Annotated in this window: 12 protein-coding genes and 1 tRNA gene; 8 read left to right on the top strand and 5 right to left on the bottom strand. The window is 53.4% G+C overall.

Annotated elements, in window-relative coordinates; all coding sequences use genetic code 11:
- Positions 1–119: 119 nt before the first annotated feature.
- Both greB and C8R21_RS08660 read left to right on the top strand, forming a co-directional pair.
- Positions 120–761 (top strand): transcription elongation factor GreB, encoded by a 642-nt coding sequence (gene greB, locus C8R21_RS08665; protein WP_107762328.1) that lies wholly within the window; start codon positions 120–122, stop codon positions 759–761.
- Positions 758–1,603 (top strand): TrmH family RNA methyltransferase, encoded by an 846-nt coding sequence (locus C8R21_RS08660; protein ID WP_107762327.1) that lies wholly within the window; start codon positions 758–760, stop codon positions 1,601–1,603. Before greB ends, C8R21_RS08660 begins: the two co-directional genes overlap by 4 nt.
- A gap of 217 nt (positions 1,604–1,820) precedes the next feature.
- Here C8R21_RS08660 and C8R21_RS08655 read toward each other — a convergent pair whose 3' ends face one another.
- The 3 genes from C8R21_RS08655 to C8R21_RS08645 all read right to left on the bottom strand — a co-directional run bounded on the left by C8R21_RS08655 (position 1,821) and on the right by C8R21_RS08645 (position 5,081).
- Positions 1,821–2,813: an MBL fold metallo-hydrolase gene (locus C8R21_RS08655; RefSeq protein WP_107762383.1), complete on the bottom strand. Its 993-nt coding sequence runs from the start codon at positions 2,811–2,813 to the stop codon at positions 1,821–1,823.
- A gap of 66 nt (positions 2,814–2,879) precedes the next feature.
- Positions 2,880–4,844 (bottom strand): acetate--CoA ligase, encoded by a 1,965-nt coding sequence (gene acs / locus C8R21_RS08650; protein ID WP_107762326.1) that lies wholly within the window; start codon positions 4,842–4,844, stop codon positions 2,880–2,882.
- Positions 4,845–4,886: 42 nt separating this feature from the next.
- Positions 4,887–5,081: a hypothetical protein gene (locus C8R21_RS08645; protein WP_107762325.1), complete on the bottom strand. Its 195-nt coding sequence runs from the start codon at positions 5,079–5,081 to the stop codon at positions 4,887–4,889.
- 69 nt (positions 5,082–5,150) lie between these two features.
- On the opposite strand from C8R21_RS08645, the gene rimP reads away from it, so the two are divergent.
- From rimP to truB, 5 genes are all read left to right on the top strand, one after another.
- A complete protein-coding gene (gene rimP, locus C8R21_RS08640; RefSeq protein ID WP_107762324.1) occupies positions 5,151–5,579 on the top strand; it encodes a ribosome maturation factor RimP in 429 nt (142 codons plus the stop codon).
- 25 nt (positions 5,580–5,604) lie between these two features.
- On the top strand, positions 5,605–7,092 hold the full coding sequence (gene nusA, locus C8R21_RS08635; protein ID WP_107762323.1) for a transcription termination factor NusA: 1,488 nt from the start codon (positions 5,605–5,607) through the stop codon (positions 7,090–7,092).
- A gap of 17 nt (positions 7,093–7,109) precedes the next feature.
- Positions 7,110–9,767: a translation initiation factor IF-2 gene (gene infB, locus C8R21_RS08630; RefSeq protein ID WP_107762322.1), complete on the top strand. Its 2,658-nt coding sequence runs from the start codon at positions 7,110–7,112 to the stop codon at positions 9,765–9,767.
- A gap of 29 nt (positions 9,768–9,796) precedes the next feature.
- Positions 9,797–10,177, top strand: coding sequence for a 30S ribosome-binding factor RbfA (gene rbfA, locus C8R21_RS08625; protein ID WP_107762321.1), 381 nt, complete (start codon positions 9,797–9,799; stop codon positions 10,175–10,177).
- Positions 10,178–10,360: 183 nt separating this feature from the next.
- Complete coding sequence (gene truB, locus C8R21_RS08620; RefSeq protein ID WP_107762320.1) at positions 10,361–11,299, top strand: tRNA pseudouridine(55) synthase TruB; 939 nt, start codon at positions 10,361–10,363, stop codon at positions 11,297–11,299.
- Here truB and C8R21_RS08615 read toward each other — a convergent pair.
- Both C8R21_RS08615 and C8R21_RS08610 read right to left on the bottom strand, forming a co-directional pair.
- Positions 11,291–12,133, bottom strand: a complete 843-nt coding sequence (locus C8R21_RS08615) for a response regulator (protein ID WP_107762319.1) — start codon at positions 12,131–12,133, stop codon at positions 11,291–11,293. The two genes, truB and C8R21_RS08615, sit on opposite strands and share 9 nt — an antisense overlap.
- Before the next feature lie 233 nt (positions 12,134–12,366).
- Positions 12,367–13,305, bottom strand: coding sequence for a diguanylate cyclase domain-containing protein (locus tag C8R21_RS08610; protein ID WP_107762318.1), 939 nt, complete (start codon positions 13,303–13,305; stop codon positions 12,367–12,369).
- Between the two features lie 379 nt (positions 13,306–13,684).
- Here C8R21_RS08610 and C8R21_RS08605 point away from each other — a divergent pair.
- Positions 13,685–13,761, top strand: a tRNA-Met gene (locus C8R21_RS08605).
- Positions 13,762–13,884 lie beyond the last annotated feature (123 nt).

Here is a 13,884-nt window from a genome sequence, read left to right as displayed (position 1 = left end):
AAATAGTTGGGAGCCCGGATTTCTGATCTGGATCTGTCAAACGGGTGCAGGCATTGTGCCTGTTTGTCACAAGACCGGATCCGATTGCTGATCGATTGAATGAGATTGAATGAGTAAGCATGAGCAAGGCATTTACCAGGGAAAGCGAGCCTGACGACCTTGACGAAGAAGGCAACGGGGATGCTCTGCCGTCATTACCTTCCGGCGCCAAAAATTACATCACTCCGGAGGGGCATAAGCGGCTGATGGACGAGTTTTTGTGGCTGATGAACAGGGAACGTCCTCAGGTAACCGCAACGGTTTCCTGGGCTGCCGCAAACGGCGACCGTTCGGAGAACGCGGATTATATCTATGGCAAAAAGCGCCTGCGCGAAATCGACCGGCGCATTCGTTTTCTCACCAGACGACTGGAAATGGCGGAAATCATCGATCCATCCACGCCCCGGGAAGATGAAACGCGGATATTTTTTGGTGCCACCGTTACCTATGCCAATGAGAAAGGCGAGGAGAAAACGGTTTCCATCGTCGGTGTGAATGAGATCGATACCACCAGGGGCTACATAAGCTGGGTTTCGCCGCTGGCGCGGACATTGATCAAAGCGCGCGAAGGTGATGTAGTGACATTACATGCGCCCGGAGGAACGGAAGAACTGGAGATTCTGGAAGTGAGGTACCAGGCAATTCCCATGGAACCGTTCGGGATGGGTTCGGGAACGGGGAGGGCGATGGCGGGCTCCGCCGATAACTCCACTCCTCAATGAAGTTTATTACCTCTCGCGATAATCCCACCTTCAAAGAACTGGTTAAATTGCAGGAATCATCCCGGCAACGGCGAATTGCGGGACTGACACTCCTTGACGGCATTCATCTGATTGAAGCTTATTTTGCGCTGGGAGAGCCAGAAAAGCTGGTCGTGAGCGAGACCGGGCGTGAAAACCCGGAAATCAGATTCCTGCTGGAAAAAGTAACAAAAGTGACGCAGGTGACAAAAGGTGGCGGCCCCCACCGGGAAGCGAAAGCCATAGTTCTGCCGGACGCGTTGTTCCGCGAAGTTTCCACAGTAAAGACTGAAACCGGCCTCATGGCTGTGGTACCGATTCCTTCTCCTGAAGCCATTCCCGTGCAAAAGAGAGGGCAGGCAGAAAGCTTCTGTGCATTGCTTGAAGCCATACAAGACCCTGGCAACGTCGGCTCCATACTGCGTTCCGCCGCCGCGGCTGGTGCGAGCGACGTGTATCTTTCCAACGGCTGTGCCGACGCCTGGTCGCCGAAGACGCTTCGGGCCGCCATGGGCGCTCATTTCCTTGTTCGAATCCACGAAGGTGCCAATCTGGCAGAAGTTGCACGGGCGTTCAGAGGCAAGGTGATTGCAAGCATACTGGGTGCGAGAAAAAATCTTTACCAGATGAGATTGACCGACCCGGTAGCCTTCGTATTCGGGAACGAGGGTGCGGGTTTGAGCGATGGGTTGCTTCAGGTCGCCCATGAACAGATTACTATCCCCATGCCAGGGGGTGCGGAATCACTGAATGCGGCGGCTGCGGCAGCGGTATGTTTTTTTGAGAGGGTGAGGCAGATGGAAATGGAGAGAGCAGGGAAATGAAGAAGATAATGTCCGGTTGGATGGCTTCGTAATTATAAATTCGGCAGTCAAACAATATAACGTCCCATCTGCGAACCTGGTATCCAGAAACCCTGGGAGTAAGCCCCTGGGGGTACGTTATCGGTGCGTCATTTCTGATTCAGAATGGATTCCGGAGTTGATGCCCGGAATGATGAAGTTCGTAGTATTTCTCGATAACTGCACAACCTGAATTTTTTCAACTGTTTCCACTCGACTGATCCAGCCAGTTTTCCAGACCCTGCGCATTGAGCTCAATATCCAGCCTCAGCAGGCTGTGAATCCTTTCCTCGGTTAATTTACAGCCGTGTGCGACTACTCGGCGCAACAACAATTCGCCCAGTTCCTCCACCAACGCTGCATGCCTGTCAGGCACGTCTCGCAGCTTTCTCGCAATCAATACGTGCGCGTCAATCAGGCCATGCAGTTCGTTCGCATGGCGTGCGAGATGCGCGATGCGGCCATAATGCGTGAGAAAGGCGTAAGACGGGTTGTAGCTCATGAGCCGGTCCAGTGAGGCATGCGCCGCAACGGGGTCGAACTGCACGGGAGTGGTCGTCGGAAACACGAACTCCATGCCATCGACATCGAATTCCCGATAGGAAAGGCCGAATGTGTCGCCGGTGAAAAAGGAATTGCTTTGCTCGTCGAAGATGCAGTAGTGGTGACGCGCATGTCCCGGCGTATCGAGAAACAGCAGCGGCCTGCCGTTGAAATCCAGCCTGAATTCGTCCGGCGCCTCGATGATTCTGCTCGCATCTATGGGATGGATATCCCCGTACATGCGTTTGAATTCCGCTTCGCCGTAGACGGTCATGGCGCTTGCGACAAGACGCGCCGGGTCTGCCATATGGCGAGCTCCGCGCGGATGCACCACCAGTTTGGCGTTAGGGAGATGGCGCATGAATTCTCCCGCACCCCCCGCATGATCGAGATGGATATGAGTGACAAACACGTACGCCACATCTGCGGGAGCCAGATTCTTTTTCTGCAGCACTTCCAGTACACCGGGAACGGAAGATGAAGTTCCGGTATCCACCAGCGCAGCTTTGCCGTTTTCCACAATCAGATGAATTGCAACCAGGCCGGGGCGCAAATAATCGGCATCAATGGCGCTGATCCCGTTTTCATAATCAGTGAGGCCGGGGAGATGGGAAATGTGCGGAGGCAAAATAGAGGGCGATGAAGTCATTCCAGGCTCGACGTCCGATGAAGATCGGGCGCCATCATGCAACCGGCCGAGACGCAGATTCCCCAACTACGCTACCGCCTGTTTCAATTGTTCAAGTATCGCCGGGTTTTCCAAGGTGGATACATCCTGGGTTATTTCCTCATCCCTTGCGAGCGTGCGCAGCAACCGGCGCATGATTTTGCCGGACCTGGTTTTCGGCAGGTTATCCCCAAACCGGATTTCATCAGGCCTGGCGATGGGACCGATCTCCTGCGATACCCAATTGCGCAATTCCTGGACAATGCGATGAGCGTCCTCCGCTTTCGGACGCGCACCTTTCAATACCACAAAAGCCACGATGGCCTCGGTTTTGATTTCGTCCGGCTTGCCTACTACCGCGGCTTCAGCAACCAGGGGGCTCGCTACCAGTGCCGATTCGATTTCCATTGTCCCTAAACGGTGACCGGAAACAGTCAGCACATCGTCGATGCGTCCCATGATCCAGAAATAGCCGTCCGCATCGCGGTGGGCTGAATCTCCCGCGAGATAGTACTTACCGCCAAGCTCTTCCGGAAAATAGGTATTTCTGAAGCGTTCCGGGTCCCCCCACAATGTGCGGGCCAGGGAAGGAAACGGACGCTTGATCACGAGAAAGCCCCCCTTGCCGATCGGCACATCATGCCCTGCTTCATCCACGATACCGGCCTTGATACCGGGGAGCGGCAAAGTGCAGGAACCGGGTTTGAGCATTACTGCTCCAGGCGTGGGGGCGATCATGTGAGCGCCTGTTTCGGTTTGCCACCAGGTGTCCACCAGCGGACAGCGGGATTGGCCAACGGTCGTGTAATACCACATCCAGGCTTCCGGGTTGATCGGCTCGCCCACTGAACCGAGCAAGCGCAACGAGGAAAGGTCATATTGTTTCGGCAGATCGGGTCCGAGTTTTATAAGCGAGCGGATGGCAGTGGGTGCTGTATAAAACGTGGTCACCTTATGATCCTGGATCATTTTCCAGAAGCGACCCGCGTCAGGATAAGTAGGAACGCCTTCGAATATGATCTGGGTCGCGCCGACGGCGAGCGGGCCATAAGTCACATAGGTGTGCCCCGTGACCCAGCCTACGTCAGCCGTGCACCAGAAGATATCGGAGGACTTGTAGTCGAAAATCCATTGCATGCTCGTGATGGCGCCCAGCAGAAAGCCTGCGGAAGAGTGTTGCACGCCTTTTGGTTTGCCGGTGGAACCGGAAGTGTAGAGCGTAAATAGCGGATGCTCGGCGTTCACCCATTCAGGTTCGCAGGTCTCGCTCTGATCCCGGATGAGATCATGCCACCAGATGTCGCGATTAGCGTGCAGTTGCAGATCCCCGCTGCCCCGCTGGTAGACCACGACGGATTTCACCGAATCCGTACCACCTCTGCCAAGCGCATCTTCGACAACGGCTTTCAGATAATTGATCTTGCCGCCGCGCCATTGCTCGTCCGCGGTAATCACGGCTACCGCACCTGCGTCAATAATTCGCTCATGGAGGCTTTTGGCGGAGAAGCCGCCGAACACGACTGAATGGGTCGCACCGATGCGCGCGCAGGCCTGCATCGCCACTACCGCTTCGATACTCATCGGCATGTAGATAACGACGCGATCACCTTTCCTGATATTCAGTGACTTGAGACCATTTGCAAACCGGCATACGCGGCGGTAGAGATCCTGGTAGGTACAGGACGTAACAGCGCCATCATCCGCCTCGAAAATAAGCGCAACCTTGTCCGCTTGGGTGACCTGGTGTCGATCGAGACAATTGTATGAAACATTCAGTTCTCCGTCATCGAACCAGGTGAGGAACGGATGGTTGGTTTCATCCAGCACGCGGGTAAATGGTTTGTGCCAGGAAATGTGCTCCCGTGCCAGTCTGGCCCAGAACGCTGTCTCGTCCTTTTCAGCCTCTGCGCAAAGGGCATCATATTCTTTCCCGGATACATTCGCCTGTTCCACGAACGAAGTGGAGGGTGTAAAGGTGCGTGTTTCATTGAGGATGGATTGAATCGTCGCCACAGCTACCTCCCTGAATATTTTTGTTTCAGCTGGTAAATTGTATCATTCGGCGCTTTTCGTAATAAGTTTTTTCATACCGATGCGCCATTTATGCATGCCGATGGCAAATCCACGCATTGCGGTCCCCCTTGCAGGCTTGCCGTTTTTTTCTATAACATGTTGGCAGAAAAAACTTTTTGACAGATTATTTGTCAGTTGATCATGAAAGCGGAATTCAGTTCCTATTTCCCGGATCATAAATATTTGTTAAAATAGAATAATAACGATGGGCTTCTTTCAGCCCATTTTTTGTTTGTATCGGCACCTATGGATCTGTACGAATTGCTCGAACCGACCCTTGCAGGACTGGGTTATGAACTGGTTGACCTGGAGCGGTCACCAGGGGGGAAGCTGTTGCGGGTTTTCATCGACAAGACCGAGGGCGTGAATGTGGATGATTGCGTGGCTGTCAGCAATCATCTGAGCCGGCTTCTCGCCGTTGAGAACGTGGATTATGACAGGCTGGAAGTCTCCTCGCCGGGCCTCGACCGGCCTCTGAAAAAGACAGCGGATTTTATCCGCTTTGCGGGAGAGTCCGTTAAACTCAGGCTGCGGGTGGCGTTACAGGGGCAAAGAAATTTTGTCGGTATTTTGCGCGAAGTGAAGGACGGGATTTTAAAACTGGAAGTAGATGGAAAAATGCTGGACCTTGAACTCAATAACCTTGAGAAGGTTCGTCTCGTTCCGAAATTGTAATTATGAGTAACTGGCTGGAGATAACATGAGCCGCGAGGTTTTGCTATTGGTGGATGCCCTGGCACGCGAAAAGAATGTCGAGAAGGACATTGTTTTTGCGGCACTTGAACTTGCATTGGCGTCCGCCACGAAAAAGCGTTTTAACGAGGACGCTGACGTGCGCGTATCGATCGACCACCAGACAGGAGACTATCAATCCTTGCGCCGTTGGCAGGTGGTGGCAGACGATGCGCTGGAGGATGCGGCCCGTCAGATATCGCTGAGCGGGGCATTGCAGCAAGATCCTGAAATCAAGCTTGACGAATATATCGAAGAGATTCTGGAGCCGGTGGAATTCGGTCGCATCGGTGCCCAGGCGGCAAAGCAGGTGATATTCCAGAAAATCCGTGATGCCGAACGCGAGCAGATCCTGAGTGATTTTCTCGAGCGCAAGGAATATATGGTTACCGGGACCATCAAGCGCATGGAACGCGGAAACGCGATTATCGAATCCGGCAGGGTGGAGGCCATATTGCCGCGTGACCAGATGATCCCCAAGGAAAACCTGCGTGTCGGGGATAGAGTGCGCGCTTACTTGCACAGGATCGACCGTACCACGAGAGGTCCGCAATTAGTCCTGTCAAGAATCGTGCCGGAATTTCTGATAAAGCTGTTTGAACTGGAAGTGCCCGAGATCGAGGAGGGCTTGCTGGAGATCAAGGTGGCAGCGCGCGATCCTGGTTCGCGTGCGAAGATTGCAGTGAAGTCGAATGATCAGCGGGTGGACCCGATCGGCACCTGTGTAGGCATGCGAGGTTCCAGAGTCCAGGCCGTGACCGGCGAACTGGCGGGTGAAAGGGTAGACATCATCCTTTGGTCGGATGACCCCGCCACATTCGTAATCAATGCGCTGGCTCCTGCCGAGATCAGCAGCATTTTGGTGGATGAAGAGAAACACAGCATGGACATTGTCGTGGACGAAGGCAATCTTGCCCAGGCGATCGGGCGCGGAGGCCAGAATGTCCGGCTGGCATCAGAATTGACGGGCTGGGAGCTCAACATCATGACGATGGAAGAGTCGCAGGCAAAAAATGAAGAGGAGTTTTCGGTTTTGCGCCAGCTCTTCATGGAAAAACTGGATGTGGATGAGGAAGTGGCGGACATCCTGGCGCAGGAAGGTTTTACTACTCTGGAAGAAGTGGCTTACGTCCCCCTCAGCGAAATGCTGGAGATCGAGGCATTTGACGAACAGACTATCAACGAGCTTCGCAATCGGGCTCGCAACGCGTTGTTGACCGAGGCCATCGTGAGCGAGGAAAAGGTGGAGCACATTGCGGAAGACCTGCTCGCGCTGGAAGGCATGGACAGCCAGACCGCGCGTGAACTTGCGGCTAAAGGAGTAAGCACACAGGAAGACCTGGCCGACCTGGCCGTGGATGATCTGGTGGAAATGGTCGAAATGGATACTGAGCGGGCCAGGCAGTTGATCATGGCGGCACGTGCCCCGTGGTTTGCTCAGGCCGATAGAGCGTAGCCGACTGAAGGTAATTAATGTCTCAAATGAATGTAGAGCAATTTGCGAGTGAACTTGGCGTGCTTCCCACCGTGCTGCTGGAGCAGTTGCAGGCCGCCGGTGTGCGCAAGCACATGACCGAGGATAGCCTGACGGAGAAGGACAAAACGCAGCTTCTCGAGTATCTGCGCAAGATTCATGGCGCCAAGGAGGAGAAGGGCAAGATTTCCCTGCCGCGTCGACAGACTTCGGAAATCAAGAAGGCGGATAGCACCGGTAAGCCACGCAGCATCCAGGTGGAAGTGCGCAAGAAGCGCGTATTTGTAAAAGGCGATTTGACAGCCGAACGGAAAACGGCTGAGACCGTTGCACCTTCCGCACCTTCCGCACCTTCCGCTCCTCCTGTGCCTCCGGTGCGAACCCCTGTCATCGATGCGGCACAGCAGGCATTGCGGCAGGAGGAGGCAAGGCGGCAGGCTGAATTGATGGCGCGACAGGCTGCCGAGTTGCGGGAAAAAAGGCTGCGTGAAAGGCCTCCGGTTGTGGAGATCAAAGAGTCAGAAGAATCTGCAACGCCCCCGGCGCCGGTTACTGCTGCTGTAGCCGGGCCTGAGGCGCCGGTTGCGACTGAAACTCCTTCGTCAGCTTCGGCAGTCCCGGCGGCAACGGTGGCACCTGGGGAAGCGGAAGCAGCTGCGTCGCAGCCTGCCTCTACCGAAGGTACCTTGCACAAGCCGGTAGTGAAGCCGGAAGAGAAGGCGGATAAGAAAAAGAAACCGGCAAAGCCGGTTGTCTGGAAGGAAGAGAAGGTCGAGAAGCGTGGTCTCAAGACCAGGGGTGATCTGACCGGAGCAAAGAGCGGCTGGCGCGCGCGCAAGGATAAGCATGGCAGAATTTCCGGGGAACCCGCCCCTCATGCTTTTTCAGCGCCGACCGAGCCGTTGGTCCATGAGGTGCTGGTGCCTGAAACCATTTCCGTCGGGGCGCTTGCGCAGAAAATGTCCATCAAGGCGGCTGAGGTCATCAAGGCTCTGATGAAAATGGGCAACATGGTGACCATCAACCAGATGCTGGATCAGGAAACTGCCATGATCGTGGTGGAGGAGTTGGGTCACGTCGCCAAATACGCCGCGATCGATAGCCCTGAAGCCTTCCTGGCTGATACCGAGATCGCGCCTTCCGAATTGAAAATGGAAGCACGTGCACCGGTCGTTACGGTAATGGGTCATGTGGACCATGGCAAGACTTCGCTTCTGGATTACATCCGCCGCACACGAGTGGCAAGCGGCGAAGCAGGTGGCATCACCCAGCACATCGGGGCTTATCACGTCGAGACTGAAAGGGGCATGGTGACGTTCCTGGATACACCGGGGCATGAGGCTTTTACGGCCATGCGTGCGCGGGGAGCCAAGGTTACCGATCTGGTCATACTGGTTGTGGCGGCGGATGACGGAGTAATGCCGCAGACGGCTGAAGCAATACATCATGCCAAGGCGGGGAAGGTGCCGATCATAGTGGCAATGACGAAAATCGACAAACCGGAAGCCAATCCCGAGCGGATTCGTCAGGAACTCGTGGTACAGGAAGTGGTGCCGGAAGATTGGGGCGGTGAAACCATGTTTGTCGAAGTTTCGGCGAAGACCGGTCAAGGTATCGATGATCTGCTGGAAAGTGTGTTGCTCCAGGCTGAAGTTCTTGAACTCAAGGCGCCGAAGGATGCGCCGGCAAAGGGAATTGTGATCGAATCACGGCTGGATAAAGGGCGAGGCCCGGTTGCAACCATGCTTGTTCAATCCGGTACCTTGAAGCGCGGTGATATATTGCTGGCGGGCGCGGCTTATGGTCGGGTGCGGGCCATGCTGGATGAGAACGGCAAACAGGTGGAGCAGGCAGGACCTTCCATTCCGGTTGAAATTCAGGGTTTATCGGAGGTTCCCGTAGCCGGCGAATCGGTGGTGGCTCTGACGGATGAGCGCAAGGCGCGTGAAATTGCCCTCTTCCGCCAAGGCAAGTTCCGCGATGTAAAACTTGCAAAGCAGCAGGCAGCCAAACTGGAGAACGTGTTCGAGCAGAGGGGAGAAGTAAAAGTCCTTTCACTTATTATCAAGGCCGACGTACAAGGTTCTTACGAGGCTCTGGCGCACGCGCTGCAACAACTTTCAACTGACGAAGTGAAGGTCAACATCATTCATAGTGGGGTGGGGGCGATTACAGAATCGGACATCAATCTCGCATTGGCTTCCAAAGCAGTTGTCATTGGCTTCAACAGCCGGGCGGATGCGGTTGCGCGCAAACTCATCAATTCTGCCGAAGTGGATGTGCGCTATTACAGCATCATTTACGAAGCTGTGGATGAGATCAAGGCTGCACTTTCTGGCATGATGGCGCCCGAGCGCAAGGAGAATATCACCGGACTGTTGGATATCCGCGAAGTATTCCGCATTTTCAAAGTAGGCGCAGTGGCGGGTTGCCTTGTGCAGGAGGGGTTTGTCAGGCGTGGTTCGCTCGTGAGAGTGATACGCAATGGCCAGGTGATCCATACCGGAGAACTGGATTCGTTGAAGCGCTTCAAGGATGATGTGAAAGAGGTGAGGGCGGGTTTCGAGTGCGGCCTGTCACTCAAGAACTTTAACGACATCCAGGTGGGCGACCAGTTGGAAACCTACGAAATCCAGGTAATCGCGCGGACTCTGTAAGCGGGGCGAAAGCTCCGCATTGAAGTTTTATGCCCAAAGATTATTCTCGCACGTTGCGGATTGCCGATCAGATGCAGCGTGAGTTGGCCGATCTGATACGCAACGAACTCAAGGACCCCCGCATAGGCATGATTACCTTGACCGGTGTCGAGGTGAGCCAGGATTATGCGCACGCGAAAATTTTCTATACCACGCTGCATAGTGAAAGTGACAACTTTCTCGTCCAGAACGGGCTGGAAAATGCTGCGGGCTTTTTGCGCGGCCAATTGCTGCATCGGTTGAAGCTACGCGTCATACCACAACTGCATTTCATTTATGATGAATCCATCGAACGTGGAGTCCGCCTGTCGCAACTGATAGATGAAGCCGTGGCTTCCGACCGTTCTGAAAAAGAAACTGACAACAACTGAATTGTTTATCACGCTTATATCTGGTCGAATTCATGCAGCTACTACCGCAAGCTGCATGACTGGAGCTGGATATCACCAGGCCCATCATGATCGATGGCAGTTCCCAGCACTATCTGCAAATCCCGCTCTACCTTCGATAGTAACTGCCGGGATTCAGGTTAGCTCCGAGACCCCATAGTTCAAATGTCTGCAGGTACCAAGCGGCATATCAGCGGTGTGCTGCTGCTCGATAAAACCTCCGGTTTTTCTTCCAACCAGGCCCTGCAGACCGCCAAACGCATTTTTTCCGCTCATAAGGCCGGCCATACCGGTACGCTTGACCCGATGGCGACAGGCTTGCTGCCCATTTGCTTCGGAGAAGCCACCAAATTTTCATCAGCCCTGCTCGGTGCAGACAAGACATATGAAGCCACTCTGAGACTTGGCTATATGAGTACGACTGGTGATGCAGAGGGGAAGATTTCAATTGCTGTCGGTGTGGAACCTCAATGCGTGGATCTGACATGGGAGAAGCTCCAGACAGTACTCAAAAGCTTTATCGGCGTAACTACGCAAGTGCCGCCCATGTACAGCGCAATCAAGCACCACGGGAAACCCCTGTATACCTTTGCCAGAGCAGGAGTGGAAATCGAACGACAGCCGCGTGAGATAACGATCCACGACTTGAGTATCGAGGCGTATCAAGGCAATGAAATACGCATGCGTGTGACATGTGGGAGCGGTACCTACGTTCGTACGCTGGCAGAGGACCTGGGACGTGCGCTGGGATGCGGTGGTGCTTATCTTACCGCATTGTGCCGGAGTGCACTGGGCGGTTTTAATTTGCCACAGGCACATACACTGACCGCACTCGAAGCTATGCCGCCATCTCAACGGGATTCCTGCCTGCTGCCAGCCGATAGTCTCCTGGGGTCTTTTCCCGCGGTTATTGTGGATTCCGCCGCGGCTTTATCTCTGCTCCAGGGACGCGCAATCCCCAGTCATCCGGCAGGGGAAAGCCTCTCACCAGGAAGACAGGTGCGGTTGTATGACAAGGGGCAGCGATTCCTTGGACTGGGAGAAATTTCAACGGAAGGTTACGTCTCACCGAAAAGACTCATAAGGGTTGAGCACTCATTGTGAGGCTTGACTTGCATGCATGCTGTCGGTGACGTCCTTGCCAATACCCCGATAGCCAGTGAAGCGGCCGGAAGAATCGAACATAGGTTCACCGCTGACCATCAGATATTGCGTCGACCCATCCGGTTTGGTCCGTCTGTAGATAAAATCGATAAAAGGCCGTCTTGCCGCGATATTTGCCTTGAAAACTGAATACTCCGCTTCGTTCCAGCGCGTTCCATTATGCCCCTTGGATTCCCCCATCAAGTGGTCGACTTTAATCCCCAGCATATCCAGGACGGGACCGTAAACTTTGGTGAAATTTCCCTTTTCATCCTGTTCCCAGTACCAGTCAGAAGCCAGTTCCGTGAGACGGCGAAATCTGGCTTCACTTTCACGCAGTTCCGCGGTTCGCTCCGCAACCGTTTGTTCCAGCCTTTTATTGTAATCCTCCAACTGCTTATACAGCAGGCGCACTTCCAGCATATTTTGAATACGGGTCTGAACTTCAACCAGGTCGAACGGCTTGCTGACGAAATCCTTTGCTCCTGCTTGCAGCGCCCGCAACTTATGACCCGGTTGCGCAGTGATTACGAGTACCGGAAGATAACCTTCCCGTTCAATTTTCTTTAGCGCTTCCAATACCTGAAAACCATCCATTCCAGGCATATACAGATCAAGAAGAATGAGATCGTAATGATTCTGCCGATAGAGATCGCTGACTTCGCGCGGATCCATCGTCGAGGTAATGTTTTTATAACCCGCGTCGCTCAGCATCTGTTCAAGCAGCCGGACGTTGGCCTCCTGATCATCCACGATCAGGATTTTAGCGTTCAGAGTGTCAGGTTTATTGATCATTATTTTTATCCCGTTTGTTCCCGTTAACCGGTTTCATCATTTTCCTCTATTCGTAACCCGTCTTATAGATGAATAGCACGGAAAAACCGATTCTTCTTTTTCTTGAGCCAGTCATTATTATATTTTCTTGGCGAGCAGAAACAGAATGTGGTTTTCCGATAAATGTTCTGATTTCAGCAAGATATGGGAAATTTGCAGCGACACAGCAATAGTGGCGGGAGCGGGGCTGAATGCTAGGCGCTTACTCGTTCTGAAATTCGATAAGTATTTTTGTTCGCCTGTTTTGCTTCCAGCAGGGCAGCATCCGCATTCTTCAAAAGGGTTTTCGCATCTTTGCCATTATCAGGAAAAATTCCGACACCAGCACTTGCGGTCAGGGCGATGGTATTTCCCTGAATTCTGTAAGGCTGCGACAGTGCTTTTATTACTTTTTCCGCTGTACGACTTACGCCATCGAGATTGCTTACATACGGCATCGAAATCACAAACTCATCACCGCCGAGCCGAGCTACGGTATCTTCCTGTCGAACTGCGGCAATCAGGCGGGCCGCCACCAGCTTCAGAAGCAGATCGCCTACATCGTGACCCATTGTGTTGTTGATTTGCCTGAACCCATCCAGATCCAGATACAAGACTGCCATAACGCTATTGTTGCGCTTTGCATGGATGATAGCCTGGGATACTCTTTCCACCAGAAGCCGTCTGTTGGCCAGTTCCGTCAGCGGATCATGCAGTGCCATGAATTCCTGCGACTTTGCGTAACTGCGCGCTTGCTGATGTAGCAGCCGCACTTCAAGCAGATTATGCACGCGGGCGAGCACTTCGCTCATGTCAAAAGGCTTACTGACAAAATCCTTGGCCCCGGACTGAAGCGCTCGCAGCTTGGAATCGGGATTGGCGGTGACGACCAATACAGGTAGATATCCATCTGCTTCGATTTCTTTCAGGGCTTCGAGTACCTGAAACCCATCCATGCCAGCCATTTTCAAATCGAGCAAAATCAGATCGTAGTGGTTTTGCCGGTGCAGTTCATACACCATGAACGGATCGGTCGTCGAGGTGACAGACGTGTAGTTTGCGGCGGCTAGCATGCTTTCCAGTAACTGCACATTTGTTTCCTGATCATCGACAATCAGAATCCTTGCTGTATGAATATCAGCTTCGGTAATCATATTGCCTATACCTTCATAAGGACTTATCGCCTTTTTAAACTAAACCCTTTAACCTTCGGGCGGCCTGTCCCCTTTCTGCTTATCCGCGCACAAACGGCTGAGGGCAGCAAGTAAGCGGAACTTAACGTGCACAGGATCGCAAGGTCGAATATTGCCCCTATTTTACCCGTCTCTCTGTGCGCTAACTCTCATAAGAAAATGGGAATTAATGATAGTATGTAGAAGAAAGAAGGCGGCCGTTTCCAGGAGATTGTTTTCCCTTTCCCGAAAGGTCCGAAAGGCACTCAGTTCGAGGCGAACATACGCCCTCTGATCTATGATTATAACAAAAGAGATTTGACCTTTATAAACCCGGCTTGTTATAATCTCAGTTCTCTGGCGCGGGGTGGAGCAGTCTGGCAGCTCGTCGGGCTCATAACCCGAAGGTCGTAGGTTCAAATCCTGCCCCCGCAACCAAAAAGCTATTGATTTTGGTGAAGTTCTAGGCTCTTTCCCATTAACGGGGGATGGGTCATTCATCAGACACGGTTGATCACACCGTTCCAACCGCATTGAGCCAAGACCCTCATGCGGTAATTC

Origin of the sequence: Nitrosospira multiformis (assembly GCF_003050865.1) — a bacterium.
Classification (GTDB): domain Bacteria; phylum Pseudomonadota; class Gammaproteobacteria; order Burkholderiales; family Nitrosomonadaceae; genus Nitrosospira; species Nitrosospira multiformis_E.
Note: the sequence above shows the minus strand (reverse complement) of the source record. Positions and strands in the feature narration are given on the sequence as shown.